The organism is Pedobacter sp. SAFR-022 (assembly GCF_051965375.1).
In the GTDB taxonomy this organism is placed as follows: domain Bacteria; phylum Bacteroidota; class Bacteroidia; order Sphingobacteriales; family Sphingobacteriaceae; genus Pedobacter.
The window spans coordinates 38,439-59,934 of sequence record NZ_JBQCME010000004.1 but is presented as its reverse complement, the minus strand read 5'-3'; the positions used below and the strand labels follow the sequence as shown (position 1 = coordinate 59,934).

Here is a 21,496-nt window from a genome sequence, read left to right as displayed (position 1 = left end):
TTTGCAATATGATTACCTTAGCAAAAATGCTCATAACATTTCGATTTAAAGTATATTATCTAAAAAACACAATATGAAGATCACCCTTTGCTGCCTTTTGAACCTGAGTATTGCACTAAGCGCATTGAAAACATGTGGAAATACACCAGTAAAGCAGGTTATACCACCCGCAACGCAAACGCAAACGGATGTCAATGCTAATGAGGAAAACACTGCGGGTATTCGGACGGGTGCAGAGCAGACCGAACTTTACCTCCCATTACTTAAGGGAAAGCGCGTCGGCATGGTTGTAAACCCCACTTCGATTATTGGATCGCAAACCTCGGTAGACAGTCTTTTGTCCTTAGGTGTGAATATTGTGAAGATCTTCGGCCCGGAACATGGTTTCCGTGGAAATGCAAGTGCGGGTGTAAAGGTTGATGATGATGTAGACACCAAAACCGGTATCAAAGCGGTATCGCTATATGGAAAACATCAAAAACCTACCAAGGAAGATCTCGCAGATGTCGACATCATGATTTTCGACATACAAGATGTGGGCGTTAGGTTTTATACTTATATCAACACACTACAGCATGTTATGGAGGCCTGTGCAGAAAACGATAAGGAGTTACTGATCCTGGATCGGCCAAATCCAAACGGCTTTTATATTGACGGGCCTATCCTTGACCCCTCTTTAGTATCGGGCATCGGATTACAGCCCATTCCAATTGTACATGGTTTAACTGTGGGCGAATATGCACAGATGTTAAATGGTGAAGGCTGGATGAAGAACAAGGTTAAGTGTAAGATCAACATCATTAAGGTAGCAAACTACAATCATGATATGCCTTACGAATTACCGGTTAAACCCTCTCCGAACCTGAATACGCAACAGTCCATCATGCTCTACCCTACGGTGTGTTTGTTCGAAGGCACCTATGTAAGTCAGGGTCGTGGCACCATGTTCCCATTCACGGTTTTGGGTGCACCGGCATTGAAAGGTAAGTACAAGTTTTCTTTCACTCCAAAAAGCATTAAAGGTATGGCGGAAACACCATTACACATGGATAAAGTTTGCTACGGTATTGATTTGCGTGAGTACGACATTGAAAACATTAGAAAGGAAAAAACGTTAAAGCTTAAGTGGTTAATTGATTTGTACAAGGCTTATCCGAACAAAGCAGACTTCTTTAACAATAAACTAAGCAAGGAAATGGTGGTGTTTGATAAGCTTGCAGGTGTAAGCTCCCTAAAACAGCAGATCATTGCAGGGAAGTCTGAAAAGGAAATCCGGGCAAGCTGGGAACCTGGGCTAAGCGCCTACAAAGAAATGCGACTGAAGTATCTACTTTACCCTTAAGCAAGAATTATGAATAACGACACCCCTAAAAAAACAAACGAGCGACCTGACAGCAATTATCAAGAGGAAGTGCCTAAAGATGGTGCGCCATCATCCGATCATGCGGTTGTGCAGCCGGAGGACAAAGATTACCAGGCGGAAAATGCGGACATGTCGGGCCCTGCCAAACGTAAAGGCACTGATGAACAGCCGGTAAATCCAATTAAGACGCCTCCCGCTTCTTAATATCCCGCTGCGCCTGTTTAAGAAACTTCATGAGTACCTTTTCATCATTCTCCATCGCTGTGATGGAGTTTGGTTTTTCACGGTGTATCTTTTTCAGATACCTGCCCAGCTGATCGTTCTCAAAAGCTTCTAAAAGTAGCGGATAAACATAGGAGCTTTTGCAAACGGCACGGGTATTTCCAAGCTTACCAGCAACACAATCAAGCACCTGTACAACCACTTTCTTTTTCTTGAGCACTTCTACGGGATCTGCGGTACAGATGGCCAGCTGCCTTAGTGCTTCGAGGGTACCACCCCAGGTACGAAAGTCTTTAGCGGTGAAATCAGCACCAGTGATCTCTTTGATATAGTTATTGATCTTACCAGAATCTACCGAACGCCGCTCTCCGTCTTTGGTGTAGTACTGAAATAATTCCTGTCCAGGTATCTCCTTGCATTTTTTCACGAGTTTAATTAAAGACCGGTCGGTAAGGCTTACATCATGTTTTACGCCCTTCTTACCTACGAAACTCAGGGTGAGTTTATCATCCGTAAATTTAGCATGTTTATCCCTCAGCGTACTCAGGCCATAGGTACCATAAAGATCCTTGTACGATTCATTACCAATACGGATCAGCGTCTTTTGCATTACCTGCACACAGATGGCAAGTACCTTGCGTTCATCGAAATCCTTACGCTTAAGATCTTTCGCAATGCGTTTTCTGGCTTCCGGCAGCGCTTTACCGAATTCTAGCAGCCTGAAGTATTTACTGTCGGAGCGTCTGGATGTCCATTTTGGATGGTAGCGATATTGTTTACGTCCGGCTGCATCAATCCCTGTAGCCTGCAGGTGGGCGTTCTTTTTCTTTGCGATCCAGACGTTGGTCCATGCAGGCGGCAATACCAGGGCTTTTATTCGCTCCAGGGTCTTCTCGTCAGCAATCGGGTTACCTCTTTTGTCTTCGTAGTAAAAGTTACCGGGTTCGCCTTTCCTGTATATTCCTGGCATCTGATCAGTTAGGTACACCAATCCGCTCATTTTGATCTCTTCCTCCGTCTCTACCATGTTTTTTAGGAAAATTGATTTAAGTTTGTTCTTTATTGCGCATTTACAACACAGGATTATGAGAATAGTTTTCATGGGTACACCCGATTTCGCGGTCGCTTCTTTGCATGCTTTACTGGAAGCAGGACATGACATCGCAGCAGTGGTTACTGCAGCAGATAAACCGGCAGGAAGAGGTCAGAAAATCCATGAAAGTGCGGTAAAGCAATACGCTGTAGCAAAGGGTTTGAAGGTCCTGCAACCCCTTAAGTTAAAGGATCCTGAATTTCTCACCGAGCTTGAGGCTTTGCAGGCCGAGATACAGGTTGTCGTGGCCTTCCGTATGCTGCCGGAAGTAGTCTGGAACATGCCGCCAAAAGGAACCATTAATCTACATGCCTCGCTTTTACCAGACTACAGAGGTGCCGCGCCAATTAACCATGCCATCATTAACGGGGAAACCGTAACTGGTGTAACAACATTCTTCCTGAAACACGAAATTGATACTGGTGATGTGATCTTTTCAGAACAGGTTAGCATAGGTCCAGATGAAACTGCGGGGGATTTGCATGATAAGCTGATGGAAACCGGCGCCAGATTACTGGTAAAAACCATTGACGCTATTGAGCGGAATGACTACCAGGAAGTTGCGCAGGCGATTACTGCCGAGCAAAAACATGCACCCAAGATCTTTAAAGAATTCTGCGAGATCAACTGGAATCAGCCAGCACAACAGATCCATAATCACATCCGTGGACTAAGCCCCTATCCAACTGCTTTCACGAAACTGCAGGGCAAGAATTTAAAGGTCTTTAAGGCAGCGTTACAGCCAGGCAACCCTAAGGAAGATGCCGGTAGCTTTGTAACCGATGGCAAAACCTTCCTGAAGTTTGCTGCGGCAGACGGGTATCTTGCCCTTGAAGACATTCAGTACGAAGGCAAGAAAAGAATGCAGGTAGGCGAATTTCTGAGGGGTATGCGCTTATAACGCCAACCCTTTAATTGATATTACCGTGCTTTCTGAGTTGGCGCTGCTATATACGTAGTGCTCTAGCTTGCGCTAAAGCGGAATGGTCTCATTCAGCAGTGCACTTAGCATTTTAGCATTTTCGTTGAAATACCTTTTACGACCGTAACCCATTACCCATCTGATGCCGCCCACGGCGTTGGTAATAAATACTTCCTCTGCTTGTTTAAGCACTTCAGGGTTTAGCTGTGCTTCGGTTATGGAGATACGCTTAGACTTGGCGATTTCCATCACCACACTTCGCATGACCCCGGAAACACAGCCTTCAGACAGCGCTGGTGTATAGATCTGTTTTTCATAAACGACAAAGATGTTGGAGGTCATGCTTTCACATAAGAAGCCTTCCTGATTAAGCATGAATACGTCATCAAGATTATTCTGTTTCTTGTGTAAACCGGCCATTACATACAGTAGTGCGTTACTGGTTTTGAAGTTTGAAAGTTTATTGATCGGTTTGGTGATCTCATCATAAACATCTACGATCAACCCCCTTTTGTTGAGCTGATAATCTGTATCCGGCAGTGGTGTTGCTTCCAGGACATAACCAGCGGAGTTGCTTTCCGGGGTGTACAATCCATCCCCTTCGCGGTAAATTGACAGGCGCAAACGTACATCACCACGTAAGCGGTTCCGCTTCACCAACTCCACGGCTTTCTGCTTGAGGAAGTATTCATCCATGAGACTGCTGCCGTCAAGTTTTAAAGCCTTCATACCTGCCATCAGGCGGTCGGCATGCTGCTCGGGGTACATCAGTTTACCATTACACATCCGCATGGATTCAAAAAGACCATCTCCAAACTTAAAGGAGCGGTTAGATACCGGAAGTACCGGCTGATTAGATAATATGAAGTTGTCGTTGTGTAATATATATTCTTGCATCTATTATTGTGGCTGTACGATGTAGTTTCTCCATTTATGAAGCACTGCAGCAAAATCCGCTGGCAATGGGGCTTCAAATTCCATATATTCTTTTGTTGTAGGATGAATAAATCCTAATGTCTGTGCATGCAGCGCTTGTCTTGGCATTAGATCAAAACAGTTTTGCACGTACTGTTTGTACTTAGCGTAAGTGGTACCTTTCAGGATCTTGTCACCGCCATAATTCGCATCATTAAACAAAGGATGGTGAATGTGCTTCATATGTGCCCTGATCTGGTGGGTGCGCCCGGTTTCAAGCTCGCAACTTACCAAGGTTACATAGCCTAAACGTTCAAGTACCTTATAATGTGTTACCGACCACTTACCTTTTTCTTCATCGTCATAAACATCCATTACGATCCTGTTCTTGGCACTGCGGCCGATATACCCGGTTACGGTGCCATCTTCCTCAATGTCGCCCCATGCGAGTGCAATGTATTTTCTGGTGATGGTATGATCAAAGAACTGCTTGGCAAGCTTGGTCATGGTAATTTCGTTCTTGCTGATCAGCAGTAAACCCGAAGTATCCTTATCGATTCGGTGAACCAGGCCTGGTCTGCCCTCATTTCCTGGAAGCTGTGGTAATTGTTCAAAGTGAAAAGCAAGTGCATTAACAAGTGTACCATGATAATTGTTGTAACCAGGGTGCACTACCATGCCAGCAGGTTTGTTTACCACGAGCAAATCGGCATCTTCATAAACAATGTCCAGCGGGATGTCTTCCGGGTAAACTTCCGTATCACGTGGCGGATGGGCAAATACAATGGAAATCTCGTCCGCAGGCTTAACTTTATAACTCGCCTTGATAGTCTTCTGGTTAACGAGTACATTTCCGGCATCAATGGCATTCTGAACACGATTTCTTGAGGCATTTTCAATCCGGCCCATCAAGAACTTATCAATCCTCAACAGTGATTGACCTTTATCGACAACAATGTTGAAATGTTCGTATAAATCCTGCTCGTCTAAGTCTGCCTCTACGTTGGTATTTTCCATTTTGCAAAACTAAACTTTAAGAATTACATTCTTGTAAAAGAAATTGGAGCGGATTGGCTGCGAACCCTCAATATTTTGCCCTGCAGGAATTATCTTTACTTCATGTTTGAACAGGTATACAGTCCGCTTCAAAAGATCGATCACCCCCTACTCAACAACTTCTATGTTAAACGGGACGATTTAATTGATCCATATATTTCAGGAAATAAGTGGCGTAAGCTCAAGTACCTGCTTAAACGGGCAAATAGGGAAGGTAAGACACATCTGGTAACTTTTGGTGGTGCTTTCTCGAACCACCTGGTTGCTACGGCTAGTGCCGCAGCCAGCGCTGGACTTAAGTCTACTGCCTTTGTTCGTGGAGAACCTGTGGAGAATGAAATGCTGCTGCTCTGCAGGCTATTTGGCATGCAGTTGATCTTCACCGACCGCGAAAGCTATAAAGACAAACTGCTGCTCTTTGATCAGCATTTCGGAGCCAGGCCAGAGGCCCTTTTCATTGATGAAGGTGGCGCTTCGGCAGAAGCCGTTCAAGGTTGTGCCGAGATTATCACTGAACTGCCATTTGAGGCCGATCTGCTCTTCTGTGCTGCAGGCACTGGTACAACTGCTGCCGGGCTGCTGCAGGGCATTTTGGCTCATGACCTACATACAGCATTACACGTAATCCCCGTCCTCAAGGGCGGTATGTTCATCCGTACGGAGATGGGTAAATATGTTGCTGTAGATAAACAGCTGACGTTGCATCCGGACTACCATTTTGGTGGATACGCGAAAACACAACCTGCTTTGCTAGAATTTCTACATCACTTTTCCAGCAATTATGGCCTGCTTACCGATCCGGTGTACACGGCCAAGATGTTCTTTGCGATCTTCGACCTTGCAGATAAAGACCTGATAGACAGGAACGCAAAAGTTGTTGCCCTGCATACCGGCGGATTACTAGGGCTATTGGGTATGAGAGAAAAGTTACAGCAAATCATTAAATAACGATTATGGACACTACACTAAAACGCTTATCCGATTACCATTTCTGGGCTATGGATCGCCTGTTGAAGTATCTGGAAGCACTACCCCAAGTTCCGCAAACCTGCTTGAAGCTGATGCAGCATATCGTAAATGCAGAATCCATATGGCTCAGCAGGATTGAAGGTGAAAAGCCTGTTGTTGGCGTTTGGGAAGAGCGACCACTCGCGGATTGCCTGATCCTTCATGCACGAAGTGCAAGGCAATTGTGGGCCATTATGGAAGGGGACCAGGATCTAGAACGTGTGATCTCTTATGTCACCAGCACTGGAGATCCATTTTCAAACAATATACACGACATACTGATCCATGTACTAAATCACGGCAGCTATCACCGTGCTCAGATTGCAACGGCCTTGAGGGCAAATAATATAGAACCTGTGAACACAGATTATATATTATATGTGAGGAACCTATAAACTCATCTGGTCCAGCCACCTCTTCGTGATGCATCATCATAACCGGAGCATATTTGTAAAAACATATGTGCCACAGTGCCTGTTTTACTCTAAAAACCTGAACTATGGAAAACGGAACAGATCAAAAAGACCTTGAAAGAGACGACAACCTGAATGAACAATCTGAAGGCAAGCCGAACACCGAAAACGGCGACCTGGAATACACAGAAAACGAAGTCGAATATGCTGATGGACACGGCACCTTATTAGACGAGGAGATTGATGATCAGGACGAACAAGCTTCTCATGAATAAAGTACAAAACGCGCCCAGCAAGCGCGTTTTTTGTTTTACGACAAATCACTATCTTCATAGTCACCAAAACTAACCAAATGAACCGTTCCAAAATCTTTTTGCTCTTTGTAGCTATTCAATTTATTTTCCTTACAAACACGTTCGCTCAAAAGCAGTTCAAGGTGCTTTTAGTTACCACGACCAAAGGCTGGCATCATGAATCCATTCATGCAGGTGTACTTGCCATCCAGCAACTCGGCGCCAGGAACTTCTTTGATGTTGTGCTTTGGGAAAATCCTGGTGGATTCACGGACGAATACCTTAAGCAATTTCAGGCGGTAATCTTTTTAAATACCACAGGTGATATCTTCGATACTGCGCAACAACAGGTGATGGAAAGATATATTCAGTCCGGCAAGGGCTTTGTTGGCATCCACAGTGCTGCCGATACGGAATATGACTGGCCATGGTACAATAAACTGGTCGGCAGGATGTTTCAAATTCACCCGGAAGTGCAAACTGCAAAGACAAAAATCATGGATCCCAAGTTCCCAGGATTGCAGGGGTTTGAAAATGATAAGCTCTGGACGGAAGAATGGTACGAGTACGGACCGGAGAAAGTAAGCGGACTAAACTATATCCTAGGCGTAGATGAGTCGACCTACAATCCTAAAGCAGACTGGGGTGGCAGAGGAAAAGGCGCTGGAATGGGGAAATCACATCCTATTGCATGGTACCATGAGTTTGATGGCGGACGTGCCTTTTATACCGGCCTGGGTCACTTGCCAACTAACTTCTCTGAGCCCGCATTTCTAAATCATCTCTATGCTGGAATATTCTGGGCAGCTACCGGCAAGAAGTAGCTGCTTTACCTGCAGTTCCTGATCTTAAGTTCCAAAGAATGCTGAAAAGCGTGCCTCCAAACCTTTATACCGCTGTTCCAGTTCTGCAGCAAGCACATCATCATGGTTTATTTTTGCGGTTTGAATCATTTGGTTCCAAAGTGAAAAAGCAAGCTGGGTTTCCTGGCCACCGACGAAACTGTTTTTGCTCGTGCATACATCTGCAACGTAAATGAGCTCTTTCTCAATATAATCCGCAGTCTGCCTGATCATGGCAGCTGCGCCTTTGGCATCATTTAAGGCATACATATTTTCTGCCAGCATCGTTTTACCGCCTGCGGTATACATACTTTGTATATCTTCAGGCATCACTTCGAAGTACTTCTTCAGGAGTATTCTTGCTTTTTCAGGCTTTCCCTCGTCAAGCAAACCGCTGATCGCCGTATTAAAAATGTTTGTTAAGTTAGATACTTGCCTGCGGGATTCCGGGTCTATATACTTTGCAGCTTTCAAATTGCCAAACATGAATTTCGAGTTCAGATTATCGAACAAAGCATCCGGGTTGGTTAAGGGTCTTTGTCTTGCGGTGTCCGGCTGAAGTGGTGTAAGTCTGAGAACCAGCCCTTCATTATAAAGATAGTTGTTTAAGCCATTGAACTGTTCTGGAGGCATGCCCGCGGTGAAGTATATTGGGCGCTCCCAGTTATTTTGTACCAGCATATCCAACATTGCTAAAGTCCCCTTTGTAACAAAACCTTTGTTATAAGTCCAGGTTAACGCAGGCGCCAGGCGACTGGAATCTTTTGGAGTGACCGCTTTATGCTTTAAAGCTGCAGCCCGGTCTACAGTAAGCTTAAAGTTTTTTGTTGGTAGAAAGTTTTCCCATGTCCCATCCTGGAGCTGCAGCTTGTCATCCGGATTGTCTGACAATAAAAGATCTACTATGGTTTTTAGCTCTACATCTCCCGCTATTTTGTAATCTTGAAAGTACATGACATCCCGGGTACCCTTGGCATACTGTGTTTCCTTCATGGAGATCGGCAAGGGTGCTGAGGCATTTTGCGGCCGTTTCATGCCATTGATGTACCATTCCGCATCGAACAGGCTGAGGTTAACCAGACGTACATCGGGGCGGATTCCCTCTACCTCTTGAATATACCACAACGGATAGGTGTCATTATCACCATAGGTAAACAAGATGGCATTTGGCGCAAGCGATTCCAGGTAATTTTTCGATAGATCATGAGCCACTAACCTGCCTGAGCGGTCATGATCGTCCCAGCCTTCTGCCGCCATCAATACAGGTGCGGCCAACAAGCCTAGCACGATAGCCGAAAGTCCGGCTAACCTGCCATTCAACTTTTTGCCCAACCATTGCCAAAGTGCCAGAACACCTAGGCCAATCCAGATGCAAAAAGCATAAAATGAACCGCTGAACGCGTAATCCCGCTCGCGGGGTTCAAGTGGTGTCTGGTTCAGATACAATACTATGGCTATTCCGGTGAAGAAGAAAAGCAATGCCACAATGCCCGCATCATCTTTCCTACGTTTAAAGTGCCAAACCATCCCAATGATTCCCAAGATCAAGGGTAGAAAATAGAAACGATTGTATCCGTTGTTCTCGGTGATCGAAGGCGGCAAGTGCTCCTGATTACCCAGCCGTAAGCCATCTACAAACTTAATTCCGCTCAACCAATTGCCTTCGAAGTAGTTCCCAAAGCCTTGGGTGTCATTCTGCCGTCCTACGAAATTCCAGAGGAAATAGCGGAAATACATGTGACCGATCTGGTAGGAGAAAAGAAAACCTATGTTGTCAATTAACGTGGGAAAATGGCTGTCATCAAAACGCATCCATTCCTTATAGAAGTCTGGATGACCGTTCCGGTCTCCGTGCATCCGCGGCAATAAGGTGGTCCGGTCATAGCCATATACGATCTTTTTTCCTGCAGGCTCATAGCGTTCGGGGCCCTTCCGGTAAAGCGTTGAAGTCTCTTTAACTTCGGTGATCTGCGAATTGTAGTTCGGTCCAGATAGCAGCGGCCTGTCGCCGTACTGTTCCCGGTTCAAGTAGCCCAGAAAGGAAAAGGCATTATCGGGGTCATTGTTGTTCAAGTTTGGATTTGCCTGTGCTCTGATTACGATCATGGCAAATGAACAATAGCCAAAGATCAGCAAAGAAGCAGCTAGCAGTCCGAGATTCAGCAGTCGCTTCCGGGTGCGGATTGAATATCGGATAGCATAGACCAGTCCACCAATAAGCAGCAGCGCAAATACGATCACGCCCGTCCCGAAACCCATGCCAAGCGTATTAACGAAGAACAAATCGAAATATGCGCCGAAAGCAACCAGGTACTGGATAATTCCATATTGGATAACCGCAAGGATAACAATACCAATGATCAGCGTTTTCAGCATACCTGTTCTTGAGGGCTGGACTGTCTTCCGGAAATAATAGATGAAGGCCAGCGCTGGTATGGTGAGCAGGTTCAGTAGGTGTATACCGATGGATAGACCCATCATATAGGCGATGAAAAGCAACCATCGGTCCGAGCCAGGTTCATCCGCCGCAGCCTCCCACTTTAACATGGCCCAAAAGACAATAGCCGTAAACAGTGAGGAAAGCGCATAAACTTCCGACTCCACTGCGGAGAACCAGAAGCTGTCGGAAAAAGTATAGGCGACTGCGCCAACAATCCCCGCAGCCATGATCATTAGCGTTTGTTCCCTCCCAGGCGCCGAGCGGCGATTAACCAGCAGCTTTCTAGCAAGCGCGGTGATGGTCCAGCAGAGAAAAAGTATGGTGAATGCACTTGCCAGGGCAGAGCCGAGGTTCATAAAATAGGCTACGCGGGTTTCATCGCCCAAGGCAAGCAAGGAAAAGAACTTCTCGATCATCAGAAATAAAGGAGCTCCGGGCTGATGCACAATCTGCATCTTATGTGCAGCTGCAATAAATTCGCCAGCATCCCAAAAGCTCATATTGGGTTCCAGCGTGAGGATGTAGGTTACCAATGCAATTAGAAAACAAAACCAGCCGGTAAGGTTGTTGATGCGAGAATATGTCATGTAAATCAGTTTTCCTGCAAGCCGATCTTGCTTGCAGAAGTTAATTTAAACACAAGTTCTTCGTAAACAAAGCCTTTAACATTAATTAACAATTAATGCGCAATCTGAGAAAACGTATGCACAGGTAGCCCTTAAACTTTGAAAATTCGCAGCAAATTGATCGCCTATATCTTTTTTCTATATACCAGCAGCGGTATAGCCGAGGCTGCTGCAAATTCTGCCGATACACTGGACAGAAATAAGCGCTCGAAGAAACTTCGGTTCTGACGGGTAAACATGACCAAGATCGAGGGATGAAACCGCTCAACGGCCTCTCCGAGGCGCTCGGCAAGCGGCTTCTCGAAATCAAGCGCTTCAATATGTGCTACCACCTGCTGCCCGGCAAGGTTTTCTTGTAGCTCAGCAAGATCTTGCATTCCCGATATCTCATCAACCGGGCTACTGAAATGAAGTAATTCTACGGATGCTTTAACTGCATTCGAAAATTCCAGCACCTCCTTCAGCTCATCGTTTAAATTAGCAAGGTCCGAAGCATAACATACAGTATCAATATTACTTACCTGATAATTTTCGGGAACCGCAATAAAAGGTACACTGGATTTTTCAATTAAGTTCGAGGCTACAGACCCAAAAAGCCTCATAGAATGTCCTCCCCCCTTGCGGGCCATGCAAATGTATTTGATGTTATGCTTTTCTGCATAATGAACAACGTTTACGGACACGGAAGAACTATTGTGCACCACATACTTCGGATCGATGACCGTACTGCCTGTACCTGCCGATACCTCCATGACCTGTGCTTTGAGCTGCTGCTCCAATCCGGCAAGTTCCTTCTGTTCAAAGTCCCTGAAAAATTCCTCTGTCCATTTTACGGGTTTCAAAATCTCCGTAACATGCATAAATACCAGCTTAAATCCGCCTTGAGTCGCGAGCTGTAAACCGAATCGAATTGCGGCAGCGGCGTTTTCCGAGAAATCTGTTGTTATTAATATCTGTTCCATGATCAAGTAGTTTTTCGTCGTTAAACCAGAAATGCTTATTCCTAAAGATCGACAATCTAGCGGCATCTTTCATGTAAAGAAACACATTTTGAGGTGATTTTGATCACACCTTTCATGCAGTTGCTATCGTAATGCCTTTTCGTTACATTTGAGAGAACCAGAAACTTGCCTATGTATGAATTATCAGTTGATCCACAACATGTAGCAGATATCTTGAGCCAACACATTCTAGCTGACGGCCTGGATCTAACCTTCGACATGGAGAAAAGTGAAGGGTGTTATATTTACGATTCCAAATATAACCGCAGACTCCTTGATTTCTTCACCTGCTTTGCATCCGTTCCTCTGGGTTACAACCACCCAAAGATGCTTAATGACGAGGGTTTTAAAAAGAACCTGCTGCAGGCGGCGATGACCAACCCCTCCAACTCTGATGTTTATACACAACAATATGCGGAATTCCTGAAGACCTTTAGCAGATGCGGTATACCCGACTATCTGCCACACGCCTTTTTCATCGCAGGTGGCGCATTGGCGGTTGAAAATGCGCTAAAAGTGGCAATGGACTGGAAAGTACAAAAGAACTTTGCGAAAGGCTATAAGAAAGAGAAAGGATTTAAGGTCCTTCATTTCGAAAGAGCCTTCCACGGTCGCAGTGGATATACCTTAAGCCTCACCAATACTTCTGTCGAGAAGACCAAATGGTTTGCGAAGTTCGACTGGCCCAGGGTTACCGTGCCAACAATAAGGTACCCGCTGAGCGGTGACAACCTGAATACAGCGGTAGAAACCGAACAACAATCGATAAGACAGATCAAGGCTGCATTCTTTGAACATAAAGATGATATCTGCGCCATTATCGTTGAGCCGATTCAAGCAGAAGGTGGCGACAACCACCTCAGAGAAGCATTTCTGATTGAACTCAAGAAACTGGCGGACGAGCATGAGGCATTTCTCATTTATGACGAAGTACAAACCGGCGTTGGTCTTACGGGCAAGTTCTGGTGTCACCAGCATTATTCGGAGCAGGCAAGGCCTGATATCCTTGTTTTTGGTAAAAAGATGCAGGTCTGTGGCATTCTTGCTGGCAGAAAAGTAGACGAAGTAGAAAACAATGTATTTCGGGTGTCCTCCAGAATCAATTCAACCTGGGGCGGCAATCTGGTGGATATGGTTCGAAGTACACAGGTTCTAAATATCATCGAGGAAGATCAACTCTGCGAAAATGCCGCAGTGGTAGGTCGCTACCTTCTGGATCATCTTGAAAGCTTTGGCAAACAGTTTGAACAATTGAGTAATGTACGAGGCCGGGGTTTGCTTTGCGCCTTCGATCTGCCAAGTACTGAGCTCCGGAATAAATTTATAGACACAGGTCTCAAACATCAGGTGATGTTTTTAGGGTGTGGGAAGCAGAGTATACGCTTTCGGCCGGCATTGAACATGGAAAAAGGTCACATAGACGAAGGCATGCACGTTATTGAAAAGATACTTCGTGAATTATAGTCACGATTGAAACACACAAATGAAGAACAAAAGAATAAACATCGTTATCGGTGTACTGGTATTGCTATTGGTGGGTTGGATGATCAAAGGAACATTCACACAACCGGGCATTGAAGACCTTAAAAGCGGCTTTAAAGAAGTAGCACGATATCGAAATGACAACAACACAGGCCCCATACAGTATGTATTTGCCGTGACCATGAAAGACACTCTATCTTCAGAAATGATCAGCTACGGCAATTTCAAACCGCACCATAAAGGTGGGAACACCAAAGTTTACTTTTTCCTGGAAGGCAGCAAAGTACCTACAACGGTTACCGGAGGCAAACAAAACTTCTCCCCGGCATTCAACAGCTCCTGGATCAAGTTATATGAAAAAAGTGCAATGGGTAACGTTAGCTTAACAGATAACCCCAGCCAGCAGTAACCTACTTCAGGTTGAATATGTCATCCACACCAAGCAGTTTGCGGGAGGTAAAGCCTTCTGCAAACGTGGCACCGATAGATTTCCCAAATTCCCTTGCACGTGCAAGTACACTTTCAAAAAACTCAGGGGAAGAAATGTAGGTTTCCGCTTCATGGTGGTCTGGATTATAAAACTGTGTTTTAAAGGCCTTTATGGAAGCGATTTTCTGATCTATAAACGGCGTAATATCTACAATGATATCGGGCTTAATGTACATATCCTGAATATACTGTAAGCTTAACCTTGGCCGCCAGGGTTGTTGAGGGATCCCTTGAAGCTGTGTATCGATCTTTACCAAGCCGGATAGGAAAATGGAATCATTTACCAGGTCTCCTGCCCTTCCATGATCCGGATGGCGATCACGAAGTGCATTGCTCAAGATAATTTCCGGTTGATGTTTACGGATCATCCGGATGATCTGCAGCTGATGCGCTTCATCATTTCTGAAAAAGCCATCGCGTATACCGAGATTTTCCCGGGCATGCAGGCCAAGGATCTTCGCTGAATCTGCAGCTTCCAGATCCCGTGTTTCTGCGGTGCCACGAGTACCGAGCTCGCCCCGTGTCAGGTCTACGATCCCTACCTTTTTTCCCGCAGCAATATTCTTTAAGATGGTTCCTGAACAGCCCAACTCTGCGTCGTCGGGGTGTACAGCAAAAACGAGTATATCTAGTTTCATGAATTCAATGTGTATACCTGGCTACAACAAGCGCAGGATTTTCTTTTTAACTTTTGAGGCCAATGGCTTGGTAAATGGAAGGAAATAGTCGACAAGCTCCCCATTCTGATTGATCAAATATTTATGGAAGTTCCAGCGCGGTGTTGATGTGAGCGAGCCGTTCAGCTTTTTATCTGCCAGGAATTTAAACAGGGGATGTGCATGCGCACCACGGATCATCATTTTCTCGAATATGGGAAAGGAAACACCATAATTTGCCTGGCAAAAGTTGCTGATCTCCTCACCCTCTAGAGGCTCCTGCCGGCCAAAGTCATTGGATGGAAATGCCAGGACTTCAAAGTTTCTGTCCTTATAAGTTTCCCTAAGTTCCTGCAGTTCCTGCAGCTGCGCCACAAAACCACATGCAGAAGCAATGTTTACGATCAAAAGAACTTTCCCTTTATAGGTATCTAAATTTACGTTGGTTCCATTTAGCAGGTTTACCTTGAATTGGTGAATACTTTGAGGCTGTTCTATCATGCTTCTTATCTGTAATAACCCGAGGAAGCAATGATCGCTTCAATATCCCTATCCTCCTGTGGGTCGTAGGTGCTCTTCAAATTATGTCCCACAACACGTGCGACCGACTGGTATACAAATGCGGTCAAACCGCCTTTTGTTTGTTTAACGATGTCAAATGTAGTACGTCCGAGCTCCCGATCCACAAGCTTTGTCAATATTTTTCCCTGTGTTATGGTAAGTTCTTTAATTTCTTTGTTGAACATCTGCTTGATCTCAGCATCACAAGCCTTGATCAGCTTCTTCTGTTCCTTTTTATTGCTGGTTAGCGCAATATCTTTCTCCAGCTGCTCATAACGTCGCTTGGCAAACAAGGCATAAGGCATTACTTTCAGCACATTATAACGCAAGCGGTTAAAAGCGGCCCGTTCTTCTGGAGTCTTGAAGATCCTGACCCCATAGATAGCAACTTCATGAAGCGGTATCCAGGGAATCATTTCGCCATCGACGTTTGTTCCGGCCACTTTAAGTGTGTCATTCTTACCCCTTGGCGGAAACTTTACCTGGTCTGTAAGCTGCGCAGAAGCGTTTTCCGAGCCTGTAATAATGACAATCAGCAGAAAAATTAACCTATAAAATTTCATAAATTTATAATCCCACAAAGTTAAACCTAAATAAATATACTAGGTTTGGCATCAGCACTTTAATTTGTTAATAGATTGTCAGATAGCATACCATCTATCCGAATATAAGTGTTTAATACATAATGAAATCCGATACTACGAAAATAATACAAATGAAGAACACGTTGGTGATTGATTTGGAAGCTGAAAAGCAGGAAATCCTGAAAAGATACCGGGCCCTGCTGCGTGCGTGCAAGCCGACCATGCAAAGGGGTGACAAGAAGGAAATCCGTAAGGCATTTGACATGGCACTGGAAAGCCATAAAGATATGCGCCGGAAATCTGGAGAACCCTATATATACCACCCTATCGCCGTTGCGCAGATTGCTGCGGAAGAGATCGGGCTGGGTACAACTTCCATCGTCTGCGCATTGCTGCATGACGTGGTGGAAGATACCGACATGACCCTGGAGGATATTGAAAGGGAATTTGGTAAAAAGACGGCTAAGATCATCGACGGACTCACCAAGATCTCCGGGGTATTTGATTATAACAGCTCTCTACAGGCAGAGAACTTCCGTAAAATGTTGTTGACCCTTGCTGATGATGTACGGGTGATCCTGATCAAACTTGCTGACCGTTTGCATAACATGCGCACCATGGATTTTATGCCGCGGCAAAAGCAACTGAAGATTGCTTCAGAAACCATTTACCTGTATGCGCCCCTGGCCCACCGCCTTGGGCTTTACGCCATCAAGTCTGAACTTGAAGACCTTTCCATGAAGTATCTGGAGCCAGATACCTACAAATACATTGCTACGCAGCTGAATGAAAAGAAAGCGGAGCGTAATCTCTTCATCAAAAACTTTGTAGAGCCAATCCGGGAAATACTGGAAGAGCAAGGATTGAATGCTGATATTTACGGCCGTCCAAAATCCATCCATTCCATCTGGAACAAGATGAAGAAAAAGAATATCCCTTTTGAAGAGGTATATGATCTTTTCGCAGTAAGGATCATCCTGAAAAGCGCACCTGAACAGGAAAAGGCCGAATGCTGGAAGGCGTACTCCATTGTTACGGATCTTTACCGCCCAAATCCGGACCGGTTGCGCGACTGGGTGTCCTCTCCTAAAGGGAACGGTTACGAGTCCCTGCACACAACGGTAATGGGTCCTAAAGGGCAGTGGGTAGAAGTACAGATCCGTACCGAGCGTATGAACGAGATTGCGGAGAAAGGTTTTGCGGCACACTGGAAATACAAAGAATCCAGTTCTGATAACGGCCTTGACCAGTGGATCATGAAAGTGCGTGAGATGTTGAGCAATCCTGAAGCGAATGCACTCGACTTCCTGGACGACTTCAAGATGAACCTTTTCTCTGATGAGATCTTCATCTTCACACCTAAAGGTGCCTTGATACAATTGCCCCAGGGTGCTACAGCCTTGGACTTTGCTTTCGAGATCCATACGGACGTTGGTGCAAAGTGTATCGGTGCAAAGGTGAACCACAAGTTGGTACCACTTTCCTACAAGCTGCAGAATGGCGATCAGGTTGAAATCATCACTTCCAGCAAGCAGATGCCGAAGGAAGACTGGCTGAATATCGTAGTTACTGCAAAAGCCAAGTCCAAGATCAAAAGTTCACTCAAAGAAGAGAAACGCAAAATCGCGGAAGAAGGTAAGGAAATGCTGGAGCGCAAGCTGAAATCGCTTAAGATCACCTACAATACGGACAACCTGAATAAGCTTAGCTACTTCTTTAAACTGCCTTCCACGCAGGAACTATTTATCTCTGTAGCCCAGGGTAAAATAGAACTTAAAGACCTTAAAGACTATGTAGTTAGCGAAAAAGAAATTGAAAACCGTGGTGCTGAACGCAACGACAATCAACAGATCGAAGCATTATTAAGCAAGGTTAAAGGCCCGGAATCAGATATCCTGCTTATTGGGGAGGACATGCAGCGCATTGACTATACCCTTGCCCCTTGCTGTAATCCGATCCCCGGTGATGACGTTTTTGGCTTTGTAACCATCAATGATGGTATAAAGATCCATCGTACCACCTGCCCTAATGCCGCACAGCTGATGGCCAATTATGGCTACCGTATTGTGAAAGCCAAATGGAATAAACAGAAAGAATTAACCTTCCTAACCGGCCTGCACATCATTGGTATTGATGATATGGGATTGATCAACAACATCACAAAGGTGATCTCCAATGATTTCAAAGTGAACATGAGATCCATTACGGTCGACACCGACAACGGTATATTCGATGGTTCCATAATGATTTATGTAAATGACAAGGAACACCTGGATAAGCTTATTCAAAATCTGCTGGAAGTAAAAGGTGTTACTGGTGTGACCAGATTTGACGCTTAAAGTATCAATAAATCTAAACTTTATCTAAAATTTGGTACCTTTGAAAGGAGTTTAAAAAGTATGTCAACAAACCACAACAGCGAGCTGGTAAGGAAGATTTTCGAAGCTTACCTTGAGAATAAGAGTTTGAGAAAAACCCCTGAACGCTTCGCTATTCTTGAAGAAATCTATTCAAGGGACGATCATTTCGATGTAGAAACACTGTATATCCACATGAAAAACCAGAAATACCGGGTTAGTCGTGCTACAGTATACAACACCCTTGAATTACTGGTTTCCTGCGACCTGGTTACCAAACACCAGTTTGGTAAAAACATGGCTCAATTTGAAAAATCTTACGGTTATCACCAACATGATCACATCATCTGCATCGACTGCGGTAAGGTGGTGGAATTCTGTGACCCACGCATTCACCAGATCCAAAGTATGGTGGGCGATCTTTTAAAGTTTGATATCAAACATCACTCTTTAAATCTATATGGCGTTTGCTTCGATTGCAAAGCCAAGTCACTTCCGGTCGTGAATGCCGATGTTCAACACGCAAATTAATTTATAAATATAATCTCACTAATTTTTAATAATGACGCAAGTAGACGTGCTTCTGGGCCTGCAATGGGGCGATGAGGGCAAAGGTAAGATTGTGGACGTGCTAAGTCCGCAATATGATTTAATCGCTCGTTTCCAAGGCGGACCAAACGCTGGTCACACTTTAGAGTTTGATGGCAAAAAGTTTGTATTGAACACCATCCCGTCGGGTATTTTCAACGAGAAAACCATGAACCTGATTGGAAATGGGGTTGTGATCGATCCAATTATTCTAAAACGTGAATTGGACAATTTGAAAGCTGCAGGTCATGATCCGGTAGCCAAAAACAAATTGGTTATCGCCAGAAAGGCACACCTGATCTTGCCTACCCACCAGTTACTGGATGCTGCCAATGAGCAGAAAATGGGAAAGGACAAAATCGGCTCTACACTAAAAGGTATTGGCCCGACTTACATGGACAAAACTGGTCGTAACGGTCTGCGTGTAGGTGATACTACCCTTCCAGACTTCAGAGAGCGCTACAATAAACTTGTACAAAAACATAAAGAGATCCTGTCTCACTATGAGTTCGAGTATGATCTTGCAGAAAAAGAAGCAGCTTTCTTTGAGGCCATAGAATACATTAAGACCATTCCACACGTAGATAGCGAACACTTTGTTAATGGCTACCTGAAAGAAGGTAAGACAGTGTTAGCAGAAGGTGCGCAAGGTACATTACTGGATATCGACTTCGGTTCATACCCTTTTGTAACTTCATCCAACACCACTACTGCCGGTGCTTGTACCGGACTTGGTATTGCACCAAACAGGATCGGTAGCGTTTACGGAATCTTCAAAGCTTACTGTACCCGTGTTGGTGGTGGTCCTTTCCCAACTGAACTTGATGATGAAACCGGCGAAACACTTCGTCAGGTAGGTCATGAATTCGGTGCTACAACCGGACGTGCACGCCGTTGCGGATGGATCGATATTCCTGCCTTGAAATATGCGATCATGTTGAATGGTGTTACAGAACTGATCATGATGAAAGCTGATGTTCTGGACGGTTTTGATACGATCTATGCTTGTACACACTACGAGTACAATGGTGAAACGATTGACTATATGCCTTACGACATCATCTCGATCAAACCGACACCAGTGTTGAAAGCTATTGAGGGTTGGAAAACAGATATCACCAAAATCACCAAGAATGAGGAAATTCCTGCATCCTTGGCCAACTACATTGCCTTCTTAGAAGCAGAACTTAATGTGCCGGTGAAGTTTCTTTCTGTAGGTCCAGACAGGGTTCAAACCTTAACATTATAATACAACAGAAATATTAAATTTGAAGGGTGGTTTTTGACCGCCCTTTTTTGTTTATCCGGAATTTATGCGATTAACAGAAGACTTTAAACACAAAGCACTACGATGGGCTGATGGCTTTTCGTACTGCTGTGTTTTGGATTCGAACGGCTATGCCGACCCTTATGGCAAATACGATCTGCTGATCGCTGCAGGGGCCCGGGTGCTCGTTGAAGACGAGGGCGGTAATGCCTTCAAACGACTCCGGGAATGCTATGCAGACAATAGAGACTGGTTATTCGGTATCTTTGGGTATGACCTGAAGAATGAGCTGGAATCCCTGCATTCAACCAACGCTGATGGCCTTAACTTTCCCGACCTATGTTTCTTCAGCCCTGAACATCTGATCATCTCAGAAGGCGGAAACTTACGTGTTGCTCTCGGGAGTACTGAAATTTTGGAACATATTGATCAGACTGTTCTCCCAGCACCTCCAACAAGCGAGCGGAGTATCGAGATCCAGCCCCGAATAGCAAAGCCCCAGTATCTGGAAAAAATTCAAAAGCTACAGGGGCATATCGCCCGTGGTGACGTTTACGAGGTAACCTTCTGCCAGGAGTTTTATGCAACTAACAACGCCATTGATCCACTGGCAACATACCAACGCCTAAATGCGAATTCCCCTACCCCATTTTCCGGATACCTGAAACTGAAAGACAAGTACCTGCTCTGCGCAAGTCCGGAACGCTTTCTGCGCAAACAAGGAACAAAGTTGATCTCGCAGCCGATTAAGGGAACAGCAAAGCGAAGTAAGGATTCGCTGGAAGATGAGCACATCAAAGCAAAACTAAAGTCCGACCTCAAGGAGCAAACGGAAAATGTGATGATTGTAGATCTGGTACGGAATGATCTTACCAAAAGTGCGGTTCCTGCATCTGTGCAGGTGACAGAGCAGTTTGGGGTATACAGCTTCGCACAGGTACATCAAATGATATCAACCATCACCTGTGAGATTGACCCGGAAATAAATGTTATAGAAGCGATCCGCAATACTTTTCCAATGGGGTCGATGACAGGCGCACCTAAAGTGCGAGCCATGCAGCTGATTGAAACATATGAAGAAAGCAAACGGGGCGCCTACTCTGGCGCTGTGGGATACCTGAATCCTGAAGGGGACTTCGACTTCAACGTAGTCATCAGAAGTATGCTTTACGCAAAAGATCATCAGTATCTCTCCTTTCAAGTTGGAAGTGCAATTACCGCAGCATCAAGTCCGGAGAAAGAATATGAAGAGTGTTTGCTGAAAGCTTCAGCAATCATAGAAACGATAAAGGGACCGCAGTAGCAGTCCCTTTATACT

Annotated in this window: 21 protein-coding genes; 13 read left to right on the top strand and 8 right to left on the bottom strand. The window is 44.9% G+C overall.

The window, feature by feature from the left end; all coding sequences use genetic code 11:
- Positions 1–73: 73 nt before the first annotated feature.
- Both ACTHQF_RS10830 and ACTHQF_RS10825 read left to right on the top strand, forming a co-directional pair.
- Positions 74–1,342: an exo-beta-N-acetylmuramidase NamZ family protein gene (locus ACTHQF_RS10830; RefSeq protein ID WP_440430234.1), complete on the top strand. Its 1,269-nt coding sequence runs from the start codon at positions 74–76 to the stop codon at positions 1,340–1,342.
- A gap of 9 nt (positions 1,343–1,351) precedes the next feature.
- Entirely contained in the window at positions 1,352–1,567 is a 216-nt protein-coding gene (locus ACTHQF_RS10825; RefSeq protein ID WP_440430233.1) for a hypothetical protein, read from the top strand.
- On the opposite strand, the gene ACTHQF_RS10820 is transcribed toward ACTHQF_RS10825, so the two are convergent.
- Complete coding sequence (locus ACTHQF_RS10820; RefSeq protein ID WP_440430232.1) at positions 1,545–2,612, bottom strand: DNA topoisomerase IB; 1,068 nt, start codon at positions 2,610–2,612, stop codon at positions 1,545–1,547. The genes ACTHQF_RS10825 and ACTHQF_RS10820 overlap by 23 nt on opposite strands.
- A 58-nt stretch (positions 2,613–2,670) precedes the next feature.
- Between ACTHQF_RS10820 and fmt the strand changes: the two genes are divergently transcribed.
- On the top strand, positions 2,671–3,579 hold the full coding sequence (gene fmt / locus ACTHQF_RS10815; RefSeq protein WP_440430231.1) for a methionyl-tRNA formyltransferase: 909 nt from the start codon (positions 2,671–2,673) through the stop codon (positions 3,577–3,579).
- Between the two features lie 72 nt (positions 3,580–3,651).
- Here fmt and ACTHQF_RS10810 read toward each other — a convergent pair whose 3' ends face one another.
- Positions 3,652–4,497, bottom strand: coding sequence for an aminotransferase class IV (locus ACTHQF_RS10810; protein ID WP_440430230.1), 846 nt, complete (start codon positions 4,495–4,497; stop codon positions 3,652–3,654).
- A gap of 3 nt (positions 4,498–4,500) precedes the next feature.
- A complete protein-coding gene (locus ACTHQF_RS10805; RefSeq protein ID WP_440430229.1) occupies positions 4,501–5,532 on the bottom strand; it encodes an RluA family pseudouridine synthase in 1,032 nt (343 codons plus the stop codon).
- Positions 5,533–5,634: 102 nt separating this feature from the next.
- On the opposite strand from ACTHQF_RS10805, the gene ACTHQF_RS10800 reads away from it, so the two are divergent.
- From ACTHQF_RS10800 to ACTHQF_RS10785, 4 genes are all read left to right on the top strand, one after another.
- The gene (locus ACTHQF_RS10800; RefSeq protein WP_440430228.1) at positions 5,635–6,519 is read left to right on the top strand and encodes a 1-aminocyclopropane-1-carboxylate deaminase/D-cysteine desulfhydrase; all 885 of its coding nucleotides are present in this window, start codon (positions 5,635–5,637) and stop codon (positions 6,517–6,519) included.
- Positions 6,520–6,524: 5 nt separating this feature from the next.
- Positions 6,525–6,974: a DinB family protein gene (locus ACTHQF_RS10795; RefSeq protein ID WP_440430227.1), complete on the top strand. Its 450-nt coding sequence runs from the start codon at positions 6,525–6,527 to the stop codon at positions 6,972–6,974.
- Between the two features lie 104 nt (positions 6,975–7,078).
- The gene (locus ACTHQF_RS10790) at positions 7,079–7,267 is read left to right on the top strand and encodes a hypothetical protein (RefSeq protein WP_440430226.1); all 189 of its coding nucleotides are present in this window, start codon (positions 7,079–7,081) and stop codon (positions 7,265–7,267) included.
- A gap of 77 nt (positions 7,268–7,344) precedes the next feature.
- Positions 7,345–8,109 (top strand): ThuA domain-containing protein, encoded by a 765-nt coding sequence (locus ACTHQF_RS10785; RefSeq protein ID WP_440430225.1) that lies wholly within the window; start codon positions 7,345–7,347, stop codon positions 8,107–8,109.
- 24 nt (positions 8,110–8,133) lie between these two features.
- Here the strand turns inward: ACTHQF_RS10785 and ACTHQF_RS10780 are convergent, their stop codons facing one another.
- Together ACTHQF_RS10780 and ACTHQF_RS10775 are read right to left on the bottom strand one after the other, a co-directional pair.
- Positions 8,134–11,154 (bottom strand): DUF2723 domain-containing protein, encoded by a 3,021-nt coding sequence (locus ACTHQF_RS10780; protein WP_440430224.1) that lies wholly within the window; start codon positions 11,152–11,154, stop codon positions 8,134–8,136.
- A 164-nt stretch (positions 11,155–11,318) separates the two neighbouring features.
- A complete protein-coding gene (locus ACTHQF_RS10775) occupies positions 11,319–12,155 on the bottom strand; it encodes a universal stress protein (RefSeq protein WP_440430223.1) in 837 nt (278 codons plus the stop codon).
- Between the two features lie 171 nt (positions 12,156–12,326).
- Between ACTHQF_RS10775 and lat the strand changes: the two genes are divergently transcribed.
- Together lat and ACTHQF_RS10765 are read left to right on the top strand one after the other, a co-directional pair.
- Complete coding sequence (gene lat / locus ACTHQF_RS10770) at positions 12,327–13,658, top strand: L-lysine 6-transaminase (protein ID WP_440430222.1); 1,332 nt, start codon at positions 12,327–12,329, stop codon at positions 13,656–13,658.
- A gap of 19 nt (positions 13,659–13,677) precedes the next feature.
- Complete coding sequence (locus ACTHQF_RS10765; RefSeq protein ID WP_440430221.1) at positions 13,678–14,085, top strand: hypothetical protein; 408 nt, start codon at positions 13,678–13,680, stop codon at positions 14,083–14,085.
- 1 nt (position 14,086) lies between these two features.
- Here the strand turns inward: ACTHQF_RS10765 and bshB1 are convergent, their stop codons facing one another.
- From bshB1 to ACTHQF_RS10750, 3 genes are read right to left on the bottom strand one after another with little or no spacing between them, the layout of a single operon-like run.
- Positions 14,087–14,803 carry a bacillithiol biosynthesis deacetylase BshB1 gene (gene bshB1, locus ACTHQF_RS10760; protein WP_440430220.1) on the bottom strand — a complete coding sequence of 239 codons (717 nt, stop codon included), beginning with the start codon at positions 14,801–14,803 and terminating at the stop codon, positions 14,087–14,089.
- Positions 14,804–14,824: 21 nt separating this feature from the next.
- The gene (locus tag ACTHQF_RS10755; protein ID WP_440430219.1) at positions 14,825–15,322 is read right to left on the bottom strand and encodes a glutathione peroxidase; all 498 of its coding nucleotides are present in this window, start codon (positions 15,320–15,322) and stop codon (positions 14,825–14,827) included.
- Between the two features lie 5 nt (positions 15,323–15,327).
- The gene (locus ACTHQF_RS10750) at positions 15,328–15,945 is read right to left on the bottom strand and encodes a DUF4294 domain-containing protein (RefSeq protein WP_440430218.1); all 618 of its coding nucleotides are present in this window, start codon (positions 15,943–15,945) and stop codon (positions 15,328–15,330) included.
- A 152-nt stretch (positions 15,946–16,097) separates the two neighbouring features.
- On the opposite strand from ACTHQF_RS10750, the gene ACTHQF_RS10745 reads away from it, so the two are divergent.
- From ACTHQF_RS10745 to ACTHQF_RS10730, 4 genes are all read left to right on the top strand, one after another.
- Positions 16,098–18,305 (top strand): RelA/SpoT family protein, encoded by a 2,208-nt coding sequence (locus ACTHQF_RS10745; RefSeq protein ID WP_440430217.1) that lies wholly within the window; start codon positions 16,098–16,100, stop codon positions 18,303–18,305.
- Between the two features lie 60 nt (positions 18,306–18,365).
- The gene (locus ACTHQF_RS10740) at positions 18,366–18,854 is read left to right on the top strand and encodes a Fur family transcriptional regulator (RefSeq protein WP_440430216.1); all 489 of its coding nucleotides are present in this window, start codon (positions 18,366–18,368) and stop codon (positions 18,852–18,854) included.
- A gap of 31 nt (positions 18,855–18,885) precedes the next feature.
- Positions 18,886–20,160, top strand: a complete 1,275-nt coding sequence (locus ACTHQF_RS10735) for an adenylosuccinate synthase (protein ID WP_440430215.1) — start codon at positions 18,886–18,888, stop codon at positions 20,158–20,160.
- A gap of 64 nt (positions 20,161–20,224) precedes the next feature.
- On the top strand, positions 20,225–21,481 hold the full coding sequence (locus ACTHQF_RS10730; RefSeq protein WP_440430214.1) for an anthranilate synthase component I family protein: 1,257 nt from the start codon (positions 20,225–20,227) through the stop codon (positions 21,479–21,481).
- The last annotated feature ends 15 nt before the right edge of the window (positions 21,482–21,496 follow it).

Coding starts and splice junctions, on each gene's coding strand:
- ACTHQF_RS10830 (WP_440430234.1), top strand. CDS start 74: ATGAAGATCACCCTTTGCTGCCTTTTGAACCTGAGTATTGCACTAAGC.
- ACTHQF_RS10825 (WP_440430233.1), top strand. CDS start 1,352: ATGAATAACGACACCCCTAAAAAAACAAACGAGCGACCTGACAGCAAT.
- ACTHQF_RS10820 (WP_440430232.1), bottom strand. CDS start 2,612: ATGGTAGAGACGGAGGAAGAGATCAAAATGAGCGGATTGGTGTACCTA.
- fmt (WP_440430231.1), top strand. CDS start 2,671: ATGAGAATAGTTTTCATGGGTACACCCGATTTCGCGGTCGCTTCTTTG.
- ACTHQF_RS10810 (WP_440430230.1), bottom strand. CDS start 4,497: ATGCAAGAATATATATTACACAACGACAACTTCATATTATCTAATCAG.
- ACTHQF_RS10805 (WP_440430229.1), bottom strand. CDS start 5,532: ATGGAAAATACCAACGTAGAGGCAGACTTAGACGAGCAGGATTTATAC.
- ACTHQF_RS10800 (WP_440430228.1), top strand. CDS start 5,635: ATGTTTGAACAGGTATACAGTCCGCTTCAAAAGATCGATCACCCCCTA.
- ACTHQF_RS10795 (WP_440430227.1), top strand. CDS start 6,525: ATGGACACTACACTAAAACGCTTATCCGATTACCATTTCTGGGCTATG.
- ACTHQF_RS10790 (WP_440430226.1), top strand. CDS start 7,079: ATGGAAAACGGAACAGATCAAAAAGACCTTGAAAGAGACGACAACCTG.
- ACTHQF_RS10785 (WP_440430225.1), top strand. CDS start 7,345: ATGAACCGTTCCAAAATCTTTTTGCTCTTTGTAGCTATTCAATTTATT.
- ACTHQF_RS10780 (WP_440430224.1), bottom strand. CDS start 11,154: ATGACATATTCTCGCATCAACAACCTTACCGGCTGGTTTTGTTTTCTA.
- ACTHQF_RS10775 (WP_440430223.1), bottom strand. CDS start 12,155: ATGGAACAGATATTAATAACAACAGATTTCTCGGAAAACGCCGCTGCC.
- lat (WP_440430222.1), top strand. CDS start 12,327: ATGTATGAATTATCAGTTGATCCACAACATGTAGCAGATATCTTGAGC.
- ACTHQF_RS10765 (WP_440430221.1), top strand. CDS start 13,678: ATGAAGAACAAAAGAATAAACATCGTTATCGGTGTACTGGTATTGCTA.
- bshB1 (WP_440430220.1), bottom strand. CDS start 14,803: ATGAAACTAGATATACTCGTTTTTGCTGTACACCCCGACGACGCAGAG.
- ACTHQF_RS10755 (WP_440430219.1), bottom strand. CDS start 15,322: ATGATAGAACAGCCTCAAAGTATTCACCAATTCAAGGTAAACCTGCTA.
- ACTHQF_RS10750 (WP_440430218.1), bottom strand. CDS start 15,945: ATGAAATTTTATAGGTTAATTTTTCTGCTGATTGTCATTATTACAGGC.
- ACTHQF_RS10745 (WP_440430217.1), top strand. CDS start 16,098: ATGAAGAACACGTTGGTGATTGATTTGGAAGCTGAAAAGCAGGAAATC.
- ACTHQF_RS10740 (WP_440430216.1), top strand. CDS start 18,366: ATGTCAACAAACCACAACAGCGAGCTGGTAAGGAAGATTTTCGAAGCT.
- ACTHQF_RS10735 (WP_440430215.1), top strand. CDS start 18,886: ATGACGCAAGTAGACGTGCTTCTGGGCCTGCAATGGGGCGATGAGGGC.
- ACTHQF_RS10730 (WP_440430214.1), top strand. CDS start 20,225: ATGCGATTAACAGAAGACTTTAAACACAAAGCACTACGATGGGCTGAT.